The organism is Burkholderia semiarida (assembly GCF_029268935.1).
Lineage (GTDB): Bacteria > Pseudomonadota > Gammaproteobacteria > Burkholderiales > Burkholderiaceae > Burkholderia > Burkholderia semiarida.
This window is the reverse complement of the sequence record NZ_JAHLCL010000007.1, coordinates 2,003,312-2,018,911: the sequence shown is the minus strand read 5'-3', so window position 1 is coordinate 2,018,911 and position 15,600 is coordinate 2,003,312. Positions and strand designations below refer to the sequence as shown.

15 protein-coding genes are annotated in these 15,600 nt (G+C 66.2%); 8 read left to right on the top strand and 7 right to left on the bottom strand.

Going from position 1 to position 15,600, the window contains the following annotated elements; all coding sequences use genetic code 11:
• Positions 1–89: 89 nt before the first annotated feature.
• Positions 90–2,258 (bottom strand): M1 family metallopeptidase, encoded by a 2,169-nt coding sequence (locus KPB06_RS22365; RefSeq protein WP_059577131.1) that lies wholly within the window; start codon positions 2,256–2,258, stop codon positions 90–92.
• 642 nt (positions 2,259–2,900) lie between these two features.
• Here KPB06_RS22365 and KPB06_RS22360 point away from each other — a divergent pair.
• The 4 genes from KPB06_RS22360 to KPB06_RS22345 all read left to right on the top strand — a co-directional run bounded on the left by KPB06_RS22360 (position 2,901) and on the right by KPB06_RS22345 (position 6,132).
• Entirely contained in the window at positions 2,901–3,395 is a 495-nt protein-coding gene (locus KPB06_RS22360) for an LEA/WHy family protein (protein WP_059577128.1), read from the top strand.
• Between the two features lie 154 nt (positions 3,396–3,549).
• Positions 3,550–3,882, top strand: coding sequence for a YegP family protein (locus KPB06_RS22355; RefSeq protein ID WP_059577125.1), 333 nt, complete (start codon positions 3,550–3,552; stop codon positions 3,880–3,882).
• A 136-nt stretch (positions 3,883–4,018) separates the two neighbouring features.
• Positions 4,019–5,152: a methyltransferase gene (locus KPB06_RS22350; RefSeq protein WP_059577122.1), complete on the top strand. Its 1,134-nt coding sequence runs from the start codon at positions 4,019–4,021 to the stop codon at positions 5,150–5,152.
• An 89-nt stretch (positions 5,153–5,241) separates the two neighbouring features.
• The gene (locus tag KPB06_RS22345) at positions 5,242–6,132 is read left to right on the top strand and encodes a class I SAM-dependent methyltransferase (RefSeq protein ID WP_059577392.1); all 891 of its coding nucleotides are present in this window, start codon (positions 5,242–5,244) and stop codon (positions 6,130–6,132) included.
• Positions 6,133–6,218: 86 nt separating this feature from the next.
• Here KPB06_RS22345 and KPB06_RS22340 read toward each other — a convergent pair whose 3' ends face one another.
• Positions 6,219–6,791 carry a DUF1415 domain-containing protein gene (locus tag KPB06_RS22340; protein ID WP_059577119.1) on the bottom strand — a complete coding sequence of 191 codons (573 nt, stop codon included), beginning with the start codon at positions 6,789–6,791 and terminating at the stop codon, positions 6,219–6,221.
• A gap of 76 nt (positions 6,792–6,867) precedes the next feature.
• A complete protein-coding gene (locus KPB06_RS22335) occupies positions 6,868–7,488 on the bottom strand; it encodes a TetR/AcrR family transcriptional regulator (protein WP_059577116.1) in 621 nt (206 codons plus the stop codon).
• 219 nt (positions 7,489–7,707) lie between these two features.
• On the opposite strand from KPB06_RS22335, the gene KPB06_RS22330 reads away from it, so the two are divergent.
• The 3 genes from KPB06_RS22330 (at position 7,708) to KPB06_RS22320 (ending at position 11,199) form a co-directional block, all read left to right on the top strand.
• Positions 7,708–8,991, top strand: a complete 1,284-nt coding sequence (locus KPB06_RS22330) for an MFS transporter (protein ID WP_059577114.1) — start codon at positions 7,708–7,710, stop codon at positions 8,989–8,991.
• Between the two features lie 157 nt (positions 8,992–9,148).
• Positions 9,149–9,754, top strand: coding sequence for a nitroreductase family protein (locus KPB06_RS22325; RefSeq protein WP_059577111.1), 606 nt, complete (start codon positions 9,149–9,151; stop codon positions 9,752–9,754).
• Between the two features lie 194 nt (positions 9,755–9,948).
• Complete coding sequence (locus KPB06_RS22320; protein WP_059577108.1) at positions 9,949–11,199, top strand: Hsp70 family protein; 1,251 nt, start codon at positions 9,949–9,951, stop codon at positions 11,197–11,199.
• A gap of 104 nt (positions 11,200–11,303) precedes the next feature.
• On the opposite strand, the gene KPB06_RS22315 is transcribed toward KPB06_RS22320, so the two are convergent.
• Entirely contained in the window at positions 11,304–11,507 is a 204-nt protein-coding gene (locus KPB06_RS22315) for a cold-shock protein (RefSeq protein ID WP_006477070.1), read from the bottom strand.
• A gap of 419 nt (positions 11,508–11,926) precedes the next feature.
• Here KPB06_RS22315 and KPB06_RS22310 point away from each other — a divergent pair, with 419 nt between their 5' ends.
• On the top strand, positions 11,927–13,525 hold the full coding sequence (locus KPB06_RS22310; protein WP_059577105.1) for an APC family permease: 1,599 nt from the start codon (positions 11,927–11,929) through the stop codon (positions 13,523–13,525).
• Positions 13,526–13,635: 110 nt separating this feature from the next.
• Here the strand turns inward: KPB06_RS22310 and KPB06_RS22305 are convergent, their stop codons facing one another.
• The 3 genes from KPB06_RS22305 to grxD all read right to left on the bottom strand — a co-directional run bounded on the left by KPB06_RS22305 (position 13,636) and on the right by grxD (position 15,562).
• Positions 13,636–14,427, bottom strand: coding sequence for a DODA-type extradiol aromatic ring-opening family dioxygenase (locus KPB06_RS22305; protein WP_059577102.1), 792 nt, complete (start codon positions 14,425–14,427; stop codon positions 13,636–13,638).
• Between the two features lie 202 nt (positions 14,428–14,629).
• Complete coding sequence (locus KPB06_RS22300) at positions 14,630–15,226, bottom strand: UbiX family flavin prenyltransferase (protein ID WP_059577100.1); 597 nt, start codon at positions 15,224–15,226, stop codon at positions 14,630–14,632.
• A gap of 24 nt (positions 15,227–15,250) precedes the next feature.
• Complete coding sequence (gene grxD, locus KPB06_RS22295) at positions 15,251–15,562, bottom strand: Grx4 family monothiol glutaredoxin (RefSeq protein WP_006477066.1); 312 nt, start codon at positions 15,560–15,562, stop codon at positions 15,251–15,253.
• Positions 15,563–15,600: the final 38 nt, after the last annotated feature.

The window sequence follows — 15,600 nt, the reverse complement described above, 5'->3', positions numbered from 1 at the left end:
GCCTCGCATGCGAGGCCCGTCAACAGGTCGGAGAAACCGGTACGCCGGCCGGCGCCGCGGGTCGCGCGGCACCGGCCGGGTGCGCACCGTTACTGCGTCACTACCTTGCGCGGCTTGAAGATGCCCTGGTAATGCAGCGCCGGGCGTTCCTTCGTCACCGCTTCGATGCCGCCGAAGCTCGGCGTCTGGCGCAGCTTCATCGCGGCCGGCGAAGCGACCGAGCCGATCGACGTCGAGCGCGAGGCCGGCGCGAGGTTGTTCGCGACGAGCAGCGCCGCTTCGCTCTTCAGGTTCGCCAGCAGCACCGGATCGGTCGAGCCGTTGACCTGCGTGAGCACGCCGCTCCAGGCCGCGTCGCTGTAGTTCACGACGTAGTAGTCGAGACCGCTCGGGTCGGCCACCACGCCCGTGCAGCCGTCGATCCGCGTCTGCGCCTGCGTATCCTTCAGCGCGAGCGTCGTGCGTTTCGCGAGACCCTGGCCGTACGCGAGCGTGATCGGCACCGTCCACTGCAGGCCCGGATACGCGTTCTTGTTCGGGAACGGCTGCTGTTTCAGCGTGACGACGGTCTGGTTCTTCGTCAGGTCGCACTGCGTGTCGAGCGAGATCAGCGGCACGCCGGTCTGACGCACGTAGCTGTCGCCGATCGGGCCGACCGCCTGGCCGCTTTCCTTCGACAGCGCATCCCACAGACGCTTCGGCGTCCCGTTGCCGAACGAGTAGTCGACCAGGTACTGCTGCAGACCCTTGCGCAGCGTCTGCTCGCCGAGATAGTTCTCGAGCGTCTTCAGCACGTGGCCGCCCTTGTCGTACGTGAACGCGCTGGCGCTCAGCACGAAGTCGTTCGACGCCCAGTCGTTGAAGTTCGGCGCGACCGGGAACGCGTTCGGGCCGATGTCACGATTGATCACGCGGTACTTGTTCTTCACCTGGTCGAGCCAGCTGAACTCGTCGGGGAAGAACTGGATCGTCGTCTTGTTCTCGAAGAACGTCGCGAACGACTCGTTGAGCCACACGTTGTCCCACCAGTCGGTCGTCACGAGATCGCCGAACCACTGGTGCGCCACTTCGTGCGTCAGCACTTCATTGCCGTAGCGCGACATCGGCTGGCCCGGCTGCGGCAGGATGTCGTCGGCGAACTCGAGGATCGAGCCCCAGTTCTCCATCCCGCCGAAGTTCAAGTCCTTCTGCTCCTTGAACGCGTCGTTCGCGGCGACCGTGTCGAACTTCGTCAGCGGCAGCGGGATACCCGTGTAGCGGTAGTAGTAGTCGAGCGCCTGCTTGGTGCGGTCCATCGCCGGCTTCGCCCACTCGCTCATGCCCGGCGGCGTGAACACGCGCAGGTGCAGGCTGCCCTTGGCGCCCGGCAGCGGGCTCGTGAAGTCGTCCTCGTAGGTGTCGAACATGCCGCCGCCGAAGAACAGCAGGTACGACGGCATCGGCGGGGTCTTCTCGAACTGCACGAGCTTGTAGCCGCCGCCGACGTTGGTCGACGGCTTCTCGGCCGCGTTCGACACGACGCGCCAGCTTTGCGGCACTTCGGCCGTCACTTCATAGGTCGGGCGGAACGCCGGCTCGTCCCAGCCCGGGAACCACTGGCGCGACAGATTGGTTTCGCCCTGCGTCAGGATCGCGCCGCTCGTCTTGCCGTCGGTGCCCTTCAGGTCGACGCGGAACACGCCTTCCGCGGCCGAGCAGCCCGGATACGGATCGTCGCCGCAACTGCCGCCGGTCTGGTTGACCGGATCGTCATACGACTTGAAGTTGATGATGCCCGACCACTCCATGTGCAGCGAATAGTTGCCCGGTGCGATCGTGCCGGCGACGGGGCGCAACTGGTAGAAGTCGCCCTTGTCCTGCGGCGTCGCGATCAGCTGGATGTTGCCCGGCTGCAGCGTGATGCGGCCGTTCGTGAACTTGATCCGGTGGCCGGCGACCACGATGTTGTTGACCGGCTTGAGCACCTTGATCTCGACGTCGGCGCGGCCGTCGAACGCATTCAGCGCGTCGTTCGGGCGGAACCACAGCCGGTAGTTCACGGGCACCACGGTGTCCGGCAATTCGACAGGCGAGACGCTCTTGTCGACGTTGGATGCGCTCGGGGGCGCGGTGACGGCGGGCGACGAGCCCGTGTGCGGCGCGCCGGCGGAGCTCAGCGCGGAAGCGGAGCCCGCACCGCCGTCGTCGCCGCCGCAACCGGCGAGCGCGAGTGCGGCGACGAGCGGCAGATAACGCATCTTGCGAATATGAATCGACATGACTGAAACCTCGATCGTTGAAAGAATCGTTCAGTGCTGCGAAAACGCCGGCAAAAGCAATCCCCTCGCCGTTTAATCAACGGCGAAAAAATGGCAATGACGGATTATTCGAAAAGACGGCGGCCGACTACGTGAAGGTAATCATGGTTTACTGCCCCCTCTGAATTTCCGGATGTCGGTTAACTGGCCGGTTCAAAATGGCCGTGCGCGTGTTGTACTGAATTGATTTCGCGCGCACGACACGGGGCCGCACGCCCGGCGCGGGCGCGCAATCCCTTTGAACCGACGACCTACGGGGCTGGCCGGGCCAGGCCGCAGGACGGAAGGACAGCGTGTCGCCGTCCCGGAAATACGCCGTCATGCGGCTTCAAGGTGTGTCGGCTTGCTCCAAGGATGCGTAAATATACTTGATGGTTTTGGGTAAAGGAAACGAAAAATTTAGAAAGAACGTCTATTGAATTTCCGGCGCTTCATTGAACGCTGGAAGTCATTAATGCGCTTTCCGTTTGTCTGGCGATTTCGTAGTTTTAATCTATTAACGATCTGGTGGCGCTGCCGAAACTACGAAATCCGGTGAAGGATGGCGCGGTCGGTACAATGCATTGACGACCCGTTCACCGATCACCGCGAGGAGGCCCTTCCATGTCACGCGCCCTTTTCCGTATCGCGCCGCTGCGCGCCGTGCTGCTGCTGTTCGCGGCCGTGTTCCTGCTGGGCGGTTGCGCGGGGTTCACGCGCGAGCCCGTGCGCGTGTCGGTCGCCGGGCTCGACCCGCTCGTCGGGCAGGGCCTCGAGATGCGCTTCAGCCTGAAGTTGCGCGTGCAGAATCCGAACGATGCGCCGATCGACTACGACGGCATCTCGGTCGCGCTCGACCTGAACGGTGCGCCGTTCGCGAGCGGCGTCAGCGATCGGGCGGGCACCGTGCCGCGGTTCGGCGAGGCCGTGCTCGACGTGCCCGTATCGGTATCGGCCTTCGCCGCCGCGCGGCAGGCGTGGAACCTGCCGGGCGCGGCCGCGAACGGCGAGTTGCCGTATGCGCTGCGCGGCCGGCTCGCCGGCAGCGGGCTGGGCGCCGTGCACTTCAACGACGCGGGCACGCTCCGTCTGCCCGCCATGCCGGGGTGGGGCGGCTAGGTCGCCGGGATGCATTCAACGTCGGCTAAATGTGTCGAAAAATTCACCATTTGACAGTCTTTAATGCTTATCCGCGCGAGATCTCGATTTTTGTCGACGCGACCCCTTACACTTGCCGATGTCCGAGGGTCGGACATTCTTTTAGGGGAAATTCATGGCGGCAAAATTCGAGCTCAAGAAGGCCACGAACGGCCAGTACTACTTCCACCTGAAGTCGGCGAACGGCGAGATCATCCTCGCGAGCGAGCGGTACGAGGAGAAAGGCGGCGCGAAAAACGGGATCGCGTCCGTGCGGGAAAATGCGCCGCTGGACGAGCGCTACGAGCGCAAGCTCGCCCACAACGGCGAGCCGATGTTCAATCTGAAAGCAGCGAACCACCAGGTCATCGGTACGAGCGAAACGTACAGCAGCGTGCAGGCACGCGAGAACGGCATCGCGGCCGTCAAGCGCGATGCGCCCGGTGCGGAAACCCACGATCTCGCCTGATCGACGCTTGCGCCGCAACGAATGCCTTCGGGCGGCCGTCGCGGCGCCTGTTTTGCCGGGTCGGGCAAAGCGCGGTATGGTGTGGTCCGCGCGGTGAATTCTCGCCGCCGTTGAAGCCAACCGTAACCGAGTTCGCGTGACCGATTCCCCCGTTTTCCACTGGACCGACGCCGACGGCGTCGATCATGCCGTGCGCTGGCGCTCCGAGGCCGGCGTGCAACCGCCGAAGCGCGCGGTGCCCGCCGACGACGGCCTCACCGCCGACGCGGCCTACCGCCTCGCATGCGAGGGCACCGCGCTCGTCTGGCAGGGCGACTTCCAGAATGCGCGCCAGCTCGTGCAGGCGATGGCGCGCCGCGTCGAACGCAAGCCGAAGAAGGCGAAAGCCGCGGCCGGCGTCGACGCCTTCAATCTGCATCGCCTCGCGCAATCGCAGCGTGCCCGCACGCTCGGCATGTTGCTGATCCCGCTCGACGCCGATTACACGATCCCGCTGCGCCGCGCGCCCGACGTGCGTGCCGCCTGCGAGGAAGCATACGGCCCCGGCGGCGCGCCGTCGGTCGTGTCGCTGCGCGAACTGCTCGGCCTCGTCGGCGCGCACGAGTGGCGCAAGAAGGGCGTGCCGATTCCGGCGCTCGGCGGCGCGCCGATCCATCCGCACTACGGCGTGTTCTCGCCGGTGCGCGGCGAATACGTCGAGCTCGTCGCGCGCGCGCCGCTGCCGGCGACGTCGCTCGCGTTCGATATCGGCACGGGCACCGGCGTGCTGGCGGCGGTGCTTGCGTCACGCGGCGTCGAGCGCGTCGTCGCGACCGACCAGGATCCGCGCGCGCTCGCCTGCGCGCGCGAGAACGTCGCGCGGCTCGGTCATGCGGGCCACGTCGAGATCGTCGAGGCCGACCTGTTTCCGTCCGGCCGGGCGCCGCTCGTGGTGTGCAATCCGCCGTGGGTGCCGGCCCGGCCGAGCGCGCCGATCGAATACGCGGTCTACGATCCTGACAGCCGCATGCTGCGCGGTTTCCTCGCGGGGCTGGCCGCGCATCTGGAGCGGGGCGGCGAGGGTTGGCTGATCCTGTCCGATTTCGCCGAGCATCTCGGCCTGCGGCCGCGCGAAACCTTGCTGCAATGGATCGACGAGGCCGGCCTCGTCGTGCTCGGCCGCGACGACATCCGCCCCGCGCACCCGAAGTCGACGGACGCCGACGATCCGCTGCACGCGGCGCGCCGCGCCGAGGTCACGTCGCTCTGGCGCCTCGGCGCGCGGGCCTGACCGCGTATTTTCGGTAAACTGTCGCCATTCCTCACGAATTTTCGCCGCCGGGCCGTGGTCGACCGACCGTGGCCCGGCGCCGCTTCACGATGTCGAACAAGACCCACGAAATCCGCCCGGAGCAGTCCGTCGAGCTGCTGAAGGAACTGCACATCCTCACCCGCGACGGGAAGCTGAACCAGGACAGCCGCCGCAAGCTGAAGCAGGTCTATCACCTGTTCCAGTTCATCGAGCCGCTGCTCGCCGGCGTGCAGGCCGACAAGGGCCACGTGACGCTCGTCGATCACGGCGCCGGCAAGTCGTATCTCGGCTTCATCCTGTACGACCTGTTCTTCAAGCAGCAGCCGGGGCACGGCACGCCGGCGTTCGCGTCGCACGTGTACGGCATCGAGACGCGCGAGGAACTCGTCACGCGTTCGACCGAGCTCGCCGCGCGGCTCGGGTTCGGCGGCATGTCGTTCCTGAACCTGTCGGTTGCCGATTCCATCACGTCGCCGCAACTGCCCGATATGGTCGACGTCGTCACCGCGCTGCACGCGTGCGACACCGCGACCGACGACGCGATCCGCTTCGCGCTCGCGAAGCGCGCGCAGCACATCGTACTGGTGCCGTGCTGCCAGGCGGAAGTCGCGGGCGTGCTGCGCAAGAACAAGGGCAAGTCGCTCGCGAATGCGCTGACCGAGGTGTGGCGCCATCCGCTCCATACGCGAGAATTCGGCAGCCAGATCACCAACGTGCTGCGCTGCCTGCAGCTCGAAGCGCACGGCTACCAGGTCAGCGTGACCGAGCTGGTCGGCTGGGAGCATTCGATGAAGAACGAGCTGATCATCGCGCAGTACAAGAACCTGCCGCGCCGCAGGCCCGGCGAGCGGCTGAACGAGATCCTCGGGATGTTCGGGCTCGCCGAACTGAACGAGCGTTTCTTCGTCGCGCAGGCCTCGGCGGCGGGCGACGCCGCGGCCGAGCCGGCCGAAGGCTGACGGGCGAACGCGCGGCCGGGCGGGCATGGCGCCCGCGCCGCGCGCGTTGCACGCCGCACGCCGCACGTTGCACGTTGCACGCCGCGTCACACGTCGTCGCCCGGGCGGCGCATCCATTCGCGCCAGCCTTCGTGGCCGAGGCGGCGCAGCGTTTCCTGATTCTTTTCGTAGATCGCGGACGCGTCCGGGAACGCATCGACCGCGCGCGCGATGCTGTCCTCGCGCAGCAGGTGCAGGATCGGGTAGGGCGCGCGGTTCGTGTAGTTCTCGATGTCGTCGGGTTCGGTGCCGTCGAACCGGTATTGCGGATGGAAGCTCGCGATCTGCAGCACGCCGTCGAGTCGCAACTGCTGCACGAGCCGCTCGGCGAAGAACAACGCATCGTTGTAGTCGACGAAATCGGCGAACGCGTGCGGGTAGATCACGAGCGTCGTGTCGACCTGCCGCGGATCCGCCGCTTCCAGCGCGCGCAGCTCGGTTTCGAGTTCGGCGAGCGCGTCTTCCAGCGTCGTCGCTTCGCTGATCGCGTAGCGCACCTGTTCCTTCACATAGACGCTTTTCGCGAACGGGCACAGGTTGAGCCCGATCACCGCGCGTGCCAGCCAGTGCCGCGTGGCGGCGAGGATGTCGTCGTGCGAGTCGGGGCGGGTGTCGGTCATCGTGATACCAGTCGGGCGCAAGGGCGAAGAGGGCCGCATTGTAGCGGGCGCGCCGGCGACGAATGCATGCGATCCGTCACGCGCAGGCCGCTTCGATCAACTGCGTGACGAGCGCGGGCGCGGTGCCGATCGGCGTTTCGCCGTGCCGGTAGGTCTGGCTCGCCGCGTAGATGCCTTCGACCACCAGCGCGAGCGCATCGGCCAGCGCCTTCGGTTGCCGCGCGCCGGCGCCTTCGCACAGCGCGACGAGCCGTTTCATCAGCTGCTCCTTGTTCTGCGCGACGCGTTCGCGCGCCGGGTGCGATGCATCCGGGAATTCGGCGGCCACGTTGACGAACGGGCAGCCGCGATAGTCCTTTTGCGTCGCCCGCTCGGCGAGGTCGACGAAATACTGGATCAACTGCGCCTTCGGTTGCCCCGGATGCTTCGCGGCGCTCGTATCGAGCCGCTCGAAGAAGCACGCGTCCATCCGCTCCAGATAAGCGAGGATCAGCTCGTCCTTCGACGCGAACTGGCGGTACAGGCTCATCTTGTTGACCCCGGCGCGCTCCACCACCGCCTCGACGCCGACCGTCCGCACGCCTTCCTTGTAAAACAATTCCTCGGCGGCACGCAGCAGGTGTTCCTGCGCGGTGGCGCCGTCGATCGGCCGGCGCGTGCGCCGCGCCGACGGTTTGGCGACCTCGATGCCCGACATGATGACCCTCGACGACATAATGGATTGCTTGACATGTTACCGACTGGTAACTACGATCGCAACACGGTTGTGACCGGTCGGTAACAATCGCATCCGGATCAACAGACGAATGCCGAGCGTCGGCCCGGGTCAGCCGATGTTGAAATGCGTGGCGGAGGTGGCCTGGTCGGGCGGCGCGGGTGCGATGGCGCCGGCGCCCGCCAACTGGAGAACGCGAAAATGAATTGGGCAGTGACACGAATCGGCGGGCGCTTCCATTACGGATGGCTCGCGGCGGCGGTGGTATTCCTGATCCTGCTGGCGGCGGCCGGCACACGCGCGACGCCGAGCGTGCTGATGGTACCGCTCGAACGCGAGCTCGGCTGGAGCCGCGCGGCGATTTCGCTGGCGATCTCGGTGAACATCGCGCTATATGGGCTGACGGGCCCGTTCGCGGCCGCCGCGATGCAGCGCTTCGGGCTGCGCCCGACGATCCTCACCGCGCTCGTGACGATGGGCGCGGGCGTCGCGCTGTCGTCGATGATGACGCAGAGCTGGCAGATGGTCGTGATCTGGGGGCTGATGGTCGGCTGCTCGACGGGCGTCGTCGCGCTGACGCTGTCCGCGACCTTCGTCACGCGCTGGTTCCATGCGCGGCGTGGCCTCGTGATGGGGATCCTGACCGCGAGCACGGCCACCGGGCAGCTCGTGTTCCTGCCGATGCTCGCGGCGATCGCGCAGCGCCATGGCTGGCGGCCGGTCGTGCTGGTCGTCGCGGTGGCGGCCGCGATCGTGATTCCGCTCGTCGCGTTCCTGCTCCCGGAGCGGCCTGCCGACGTGCAACTGCGCCCGTACGGCGAGCCCGCCGATGCGCCGCCCGCGGCCGACACGACGAAGGAGAACCCGCTCGCGGTCGCGTTCCGCACGCTGTTGACGGCGAGCCGCTCGCGCGACTTCTGGCTGCTGTTCTTCAGTTTCTTCATCTGCGGCGCGAGCACCAACGGCTACGTCGGCACGCACCTGATCGCGATGTGCAGCGACTACGGGATGACCGAAGTACAGGGCGCGTCGCTGCTCGCGGCGATGGGCATATTCGACCTGTTCGGCACGACGCTGTCGGGCTGGCTGTCCGACCGTTACGACAACCGCGTGCTGCTGTTCTGGTACTACGGGCTGCGCGGGCTGTCGCTGATCTATCTGCCGCACGCGTTCGGGATCGATTTCTTCGGGCTGCCGCTGTTCGCGATGTTCTACGGACTCGACTGGATCGCGACCGTGCCGCCTACCGTGCGACTCGCGACCGACGTGTTCGGCAAGGCGGCGGCACCGGTCGTGTTCGGCTGGATCGTCGCCGGCCACCAGCTCGGCGCGGCATTCGCGGCGCTCGGCGCCGGGCTGCTGCGCGCGAGCCTCGGCACCTACACGATCGCGTCGATGATCTCGGGCGGGCTGTGCATCGTCGGGGCGCTGATCGTGTTGCGGATCAACCGCGGTCCGTCGCGCGCGGCCGCGCAGGCAGCCTGATCGCGGTGGATCGACCGGCCGCCTGCACCGCGGCCGGCCATTGCACGCAAGGAGATTTGCATAGCGCGGCAGGATCGGGCGCGCAACCGTTCAAGCAGGTATGCTTGCTGTTCGCCGGGGCGTTCGCGCCCCTTCATCGATGTCAGCGAGGAACCGCATGTCCGTCAAACCTGCTCCCACCACTGTTTCGATTCACGATCTGATCGCGGGCCGCTGGAGCCCGCGCGCGTATTCGGATGAACCCGTCAGCGCCGGCGATCTCCACGCGGTGCTCGAAGCGGCACGCTGGGCCCCGTCCGCGTACAACGCGCAACCGTGGCGTTTCATCGTATTCGATCGCACCCAGGACGAAGACGCGTTCAAGCGCGCGTTCGCGACGCTGGTGCCGTTCAACCAGGGCTGGAATGCGCCGGCGCCAGTGCTCATCGCCGTGACCGCGCACACGCTCACGCCGAAGGGCGAGCCGGCGCCGACCGCGCTGTACGACGCCGGCGCCGCCGCGATGTCGCTGGTGCTGCAGGCGCACGCGCTCGGCCTCGCCGCGCATCAGATGAGCGGTTTCGACGCGAAGGCATTCCGCGACGCGTTCGCGATTCCGGCGGACGTCGCGATCGTGTCGATCATCTCGCTCGGCCACTACGGCAACGTCGACAAGCTCGATCCCGTGCTGCGCGATCGCGAGAAGGCGCCGCGCACGCGCCATGCGATCGGCGAAGTCGTCTACGCGGGTGCTTGGAAGAAGAGCTTCGACGCGGCAGCCTGACCGCGCGGGCGGGCAGGGTGCGTCGCCGCGCATCCTGCACCGCGCAGGTTCCCCCGGCGCGCCACGCGGCGCGCCGTCGCCGCCGGCGACCGTTGCGCGGCGCCGGCGGCCGGCCCCGGTTGTGATCCCGCGGGCTTCATGTTAAAAAGCCCGTCCTTTCCGTTTTCGCGCCGGCCCTGCTGCGGCAATTTCCCATGACTTACTGCGCGATCGATTTCGGCACGTCCAATTCCGCCGTGGCGCTGCCCGACGGCGATGGCATGCGCCTCGCGCCCGTCGAGGGCGACCACCTGACGCTGCCCACCGCGATCTTCTTCAACAACGACGAAGAGACGGTCGAATACGGCCGGGCGGCGCTGGCCTCCTATATCGACGGTTTCGACGGCCGGCTGATGCGCTCGATGAAGAGCATCCTCGGCTCGCCGCTCGCGGAAACGACCACCGATCTCGGCGACGGCAGCGCGATCGCGTACACCGAAATCATCGCGCGCTTCCTGATGCACCTGAAGCGCAAGGCCGAAGCGTGTGCGGGCGCGCCGATCGGCCGCGCGGTGCTCGGCCGGCCGGTGTTCTTCGTCGACGACGATCCGCGCGCCGACCGCCTCGCCCAGGATCAGCTCGAGGCGGCCGCGCGATCGGTCGGCTTCGCGCACGTTCACTTCCAGTACGAACCGATCGCCGCCGCGTTCGACTACGAGTCGCGCCAGTCGGCGGAGCGCCTCGTGCTCGTGGCCGACATCGGCGGCGGCACGTCCGACTTCTCGCTCGTGCGTGTCGGCCCGGAGCGGATGGCCCGGCTGGAGCGCAAGGACGACGTGCTGGCGCACCACGGCGTGCACGTCGCGGGCACCGACTACGACCGGCGCGTCGAGCTCGCGGCGATCCTGCCCGCATTCGGCTATCGTGCGCTCGACCCGGAAGGGCGCGAGCTGCCGAACAAGATCTACTTCGATCTCGCGACCTGGCACCTGATCAACACCGTCTACACGCCGAAGCGAATCGGCGAGCTGAAGCTGATGAAGCACCTGTATCAGGACGTGCGGCAGTACGACCGGCTCACGAGCGTGGTCGAGCAGCGGCTCGGGCACGCGCTGATGGCGCGGGCGGAAGAAGCAAAGATCGGCGTCGCGGCGGGCGGGGAGACGATGATCGACCTGAACGACGTGGAAGAGGATCTGCAGATCGCGTTCGACGCCGATCGCCTCGTCGAGGCGAGCCGCGACGACACCGCGCGCATCGTCGACGCCGCGCGCGAGACGGTGCGGCTCGCGGGCGTGGCGCCGCGCGATGTCGGTGCGCTGTATTTCACCGGCGGTTCGACGGGGCTCGCGTTCCTGTCGGGGGCGCTCGCCGGCGCGTTCCCGGATGCGCAGCCGGTGTTCGGCGATCGCCTCGCGAGTGTCGCGACGGGCCTCGGGATTCACGCGCAGCGATTGTTCGGCTGAAGGGCGGGCGGCCAAAAGGTCGCCACGCCGGCCGGACGATCGGCGCCCAAAAACAAAAAGCCCCGCCGAAGCGGGGCTTTTTTACACGAATGATCGCGCCAAGCTTAGACCGGACGGATGTTCGCAGCTTGCAGACCCTTCGGGCCCGTCTTCACTTCGAATTCAACCTTCTGGTTTTCTTGCAGCGTCTTGAAGCCTTCGACGCGGATTTCCGAGAAGTGCGCGAACAGATCGTCGCCGCCGCCTTCCGGGGTGATGAAGCCGAAGCCCTTTGCGTCATTGAACCACTTGACGGTACCGGTTGCCATGTTACTTGTTCCTAAAAAGATAAAACGGGGCCGAAGCCCATGGGGTGCGGAAAATCAAGGAAGGGGTAATAGGACCAACCGGAGTACCGTTGATGGGCGAACTACGAAAGAACCAATTCACTCGCCACTTGAAATCCTGCGAAGTCCTTTATACGGCTAATCCGTCTGACGGTCAACCGTATTCCCATGCTATCAGGGTTATTGCGGAGATCAGGTTTACAAAGCTTGCAAGCGATGCGAATTTTTTGTAGGGGCCGATCGATTTTGGCGCCACGTTTAAGGTGCAACCGTTAAACTACGCGCCGCGTGGACGGGTTGCCCCGATCGGGCAACCGTCCCCCCAAGAATGCGTGCGCGGTGCAGTCCGAGCCGATCCCGGACAGCAGGCCGACCATGCTTTTTGAGACACAGGAGAGGATGTGAAGAGTTCTATTCAACGGAACATCGGCCCGTTTGCATTGATGCTGACGGGGCTGGGTTCGATTATCGGCTCGGGCTGGCTGTTCGGTGCCTGGAAAGCCGCGAAGATCGCCGGTCCGGCGGCGATCTGCGCCTGGATCATCGGCGCTGTCGTCATTCTCGCGATTGCGCTGACGTATGCGGAACTGGGCGCGATGTTCCCCGAGTCGGGCGGCATGGTGCGTTACGCGCGCTACTCGCACGGTTCGCTGGTGGGTTTCATCAGTGCATGGGCCAACTGGATCGCGATCGTATCCGTGATCCCGATCGAGGCCGAAGCGTCGATCCAGTATATGAGCACGTGGCCGTATCCATGGGCGCACGCGCTGTTCGTGAACGGCGAGTTGACGACCCCAGGCCTGCTGCTGTCGGCCGTGCTGGTCGTCATCTACTTCATGCTGAACTACTGGGGCGTCAAGGCGTTCGCGCGGGCGAACACCGCGATCACGATCTTCAAGTTCCTGATCCCGGGCCTCACGATCCTCGGCCTGATGCTGACGAGCTTCCATTCGGAGAACCTCGGTACCGCCTCCAACGCGAGCTTCGCGCCGTACGGCTGGTCGGCCGTGCTGACTGCGGTCGCGACGAGCGGCATCGTGTTCGCGTTCAACGGCTTCCAGAGCCCGGTGAACCTGGCCGGTGAAGCGCGCAATCCGTCGCGCAGCGTGCCGTTCGCGGTGATCACGTCGATCCTGCTCGCGCTCGTGATCTACGTGCTGCTGCAGATGGCCTACATCGGCTCGGTGAACCCGGCGGACGTCGCGAAGGGCTGGGCGCACTTCGACTTCTCGTCGCCGTTCGCGGAACTCGCGATCGCGCTGAACCTGAACTGGCTCGCGATCCTGCTGTACGTCGACGCGTTCATCAGCCCGAGCGGCACCGGTACGACCTACATGGCGACGACGACCCGCATGATCTACGCGATGGAGCGCAACAACACGATGCCGAAGATGTTCGGCAACGTGCACCCGATCTACGGCGTGCCGCGTCAGGCGATGTGGTTCAACCTGCTCGTGTCGTTCATCTTCCTGTTCTTCTTCCGCGGCTGGAGTTCGCTCGCGGCGGTGATCTCGGTCGCGACGGTGATCTCGTACCTGACGGGCCCGATCAGCCTGATGGCGCTGCGCCGCGCGGCGACCGACATCGAGCGTCCGCTGTCGATTCCGCTGATGAAGCTGATCGCCCCGTTCGCGTTCGTGTGCGCGTCGCTGATCCTGTACTGGGCGAAGTGGCCGCTGACGGGCGAAATCATTCTGCTGATGATCGTCGCGCTGCCGGTGTACTTCTACTTCCAGGCGAAGTCGGGCTGGACCGGCTGGGGTGCCGACCTGAAGGCCGCGTGGTGGCTGGTCGCGTACCTGCCGACGATGGCCGTGCTGTCGCTGATCGGCAGCAAGGAATTCGGCGGCTACGGCTACCTGCCGTACGGCTGGGACATGCTGATCGTCGCGGCGATCTCGCTGGTGTTCTACTTCTGGGGCGTGAATACCGGTTACCGGACCCAGTATCTCGACGAGCGCGAGTCGCACGACGAGATTCTCGAAGGCGTCGGTGTCTGACGCCCGGCCTGCCGCCGGATTCGGCGGCGGCAGGATGCAGTGAAAAAAGCCCGTCCGAGCGATGCTCGGACGGGCTTTTTGCTGGCCGGCGGTCGCGCCGCCGTCCAGGTTCAGGCGCCGGCGTTCGCGAACACGTAGTTCGTCATCGCGAGCACGCGCTGGTAGGTGCCGAGCGACTGGATGCCGAGCCGGTAGTCGTCGTCCGCCGCACCGAGTGCCGTGAAGACCGGCAGCAGGTGCTCGTCGGTCGGATGCATCAGCGCCGCGTGCGGTGCCTGCCGGCGGTAGTCGAGCAGCGCGTCGACGTCGCGCGACGCAAGTTTCGCCTCGAACCAGTCGGTGAATTCCGCGACGCGCGGGTCCGCGTCCTCGGGCGCCGCGCCGAAGTCGGCGGCGCGCAGGTTGTGCGTGATCTGGCCCGAGCCGATCACCATCACGCCTTCGTCGCGCAGCGGCCGCAGCGCGCGGCCGAGCGCGAAGTGATGCGCGGCGTTCGCGCGCGGCTGGATCGACAACTGCGCGACCGGCACGTCGGCTTCCGGAAACATCAACAGCATCGGCACCCACGCGCCGTGATCGAGGCCGTGCTCGGTCGTCGCGGTCGCGATGCCGGCCGCGTTCAGCAGGGCGGCCGCGTGCTCGGCGACGTCGGGGGCGCCCGGCGCCGGATAGCGGATGTCGTACAGCGCCTGCGGGAATCCGTAGAAGTCGTGAATCGTGTCGGGACGCGCGGCGACGCTCGCGACCGGCTGTTGCGTGCCCCAGTGCGCGGACAGCATCAGCACCGCACGCGGGCGCGGCAATTCGGCGCCGAGGTGCGTGAACGCGCCGGACGGCAGCGTCGGGTCGATCGGCAGCGTCGGGGCGCCGTGAGACAGGTACAGCGAAGGCAAGCGGTTCATGATGGTAACCTGCAAAAGGGTTTGCCGCTGACTATAGGCGCGTACCGTGCATTGATAAATTGGTGTTCCGGAATTTGATTGACGCCTGAGCGTTGATAATTGCGTCGAGGTCCGGCTTTCGGGTGCCAGTTCGCATCGGATCGCGTGAAATAGAAGGCGTTGCGGTGTGGATCGGCGGAAATGCGCGCTGAAGAGGCGTAACTTACTGCGCGTGCCGGATGCCGGCCCACGGCGTCGTTTGCGGAGCGCTGAGCGCGAACAGGTCGAGGACACGCGTGACGGTCTGGTCGACGAGTTCCTCGATCGTCTTGGGCATCGCGTAGAACGCGGGCAGCGGGGGAAACACGATGCCGCCCATTTCGGTGACGGCGGTCATGTTGCGCAGATGGGCGAGGTTGAACGGCGTTTCGCGCACCATCAGCACGAGACGGCGGCGCTCCTTCAGCGTGACGTCCGCCGCGCGCGTGATCAGGTTGTCGGACAGCCCGTGCGCGACGCTCGCGAGCGTCTTCATCGAACAGGGCGCGATTACCATGCCGTCGGTCGCGAACGAGCCCGACGCGATCGTCGCGCCGACGTCGCGCACCGAATGCACGACGTCCGCACGGCCTTCGACGTCGGCCTTCGGCAGCTTCAGTTCATGCTGGATGTTGAGCCAGCCGGCGTTCGAAATCAGCAGGTGCGTTTCGACGCCGCCGGCGGCGCGCAGCAGGTCGAGCAGCCGCACACCGTAGATCGCGCCGGTGGCGCCGGTGATCGCGATGATCAGCCGGCGTGGCGGCGCGCTGGGAGATGCCATCGAAAAGGGGGCGGGTGCCGCGCGTCAGGCGGCGGCGAACAGTTGCTGCAGTTCGCCCGACTGGTACATCTCCATCATGATGTCCGAGCCGCCGATGAATTCGCCCTTCACGTAGAGCTGCGGGATGGTCGGCCAGTTCGAGAATGCCTTGATGCCCTGGCGGATTTCGTCGTCCTCGAGCACGTTGACCGTCTTGAACTGGTCGACGCCGCAGGCCTTCAGCACCTGCACGGCGCGGCCCGAGAAGCCGCACATCGGGAATTGCGCGTTGCCCTTCATGAAGAGCACGACCTGGTTTTCGTCGACGATTTGCTTGATACGTTGTTGGGTGTCCATGACTGACCTTGCGTTTGCGGGGCGTTAGATCGAAATGA

Coding starts and splice junctions, on each gene's coding strand:
- KPB06_RS22365 (WP_059577131.1), bottom strand. CDS start 2,258: ATGTCGATTCATATTCGCAAGATGCGTTATCTGCCGCTCGTCGCCGCA.
- KPB06_RS22360 (WP_059577128.1), top strand. CDS start 2,901: ATGTCACGCGCCCTTTTCCGTATCGCGCCGCTGCGCGCCGTGCTGCTG.
- KPB06_RS22355 (WP_059577125.1), top strand. CDS start 3,550: ATGGCGGCAAAATTCGAGCTCAAGAAGGCCACGAACGGCCAGTACTAC.
- KPB06_RS22345 (WP_059577392.1), top strand. CDS start 5,242: ATGTCGAACAAGACCCACGAAATCCGCCCGGAGCAGTCCGTCGAGCTG.
- KPB06_RS22340 (WP_059577119.1), bottom strand. CDS start 6,791: ATGACCGACACCCGCCCCGACTCGCACGACGACATCCTCGCCGCCACG.
- KPB06_RS22335 (WP_059577116.1), bottom strand. CDS start 7,488: ATGTCGGGCATCGAGGTCGCCAAACCGTCGGCGCGGCGCACGCGCCGG.
- KPB06_RS22330 (WP_059577114.1), top strand. CDS start 7,708: ATGAATTGGGCAGTGACACGAATCGGCGGGCGCTTCCATTACGGATGG.
- KPB06_RS22325 (WP_059577111.1), top strand. CDS start 9,149: ATGTCCGTCAAACCTGCTCCCACCACTGTTTCGATTCACGATCTGATC.
- KPB06_RS22320 (WP_059577108.1), top strand. CDS start 9,949: ATGACTTACTGCGCGATCGATTTCGGCACGTCCAATTCCGCCGTGGCG.
- KPB06_RS22315 (WP_006477070.1), bottom strand. CDS start 11,507: ATGGCAACCGGTACCGTCAAGTGGTTCAATGACGCAAAGGGCTTCGGC.
- KPB06_RS22305 (WP_059577102.1), bottom strand. CDS start 14,427: ATGAACCGCTTGCCTTCGCTGTACCTGTCTCACGGCGCCCCGACGCTG.
- KPB06_RS22300 (WP_059577100.1), bottom strand. CDS start 15,226: ATGGCATCTCCCAGCGCGCCGCCACGCCGGCTGATCATCGCGATCACC.
- grxD (WP_006477066.1), bottom strand. CDS start 15,562: ATGGACACCCAACAACGTATCAAGCAAATCGTCGACGAAAACCAGGTC.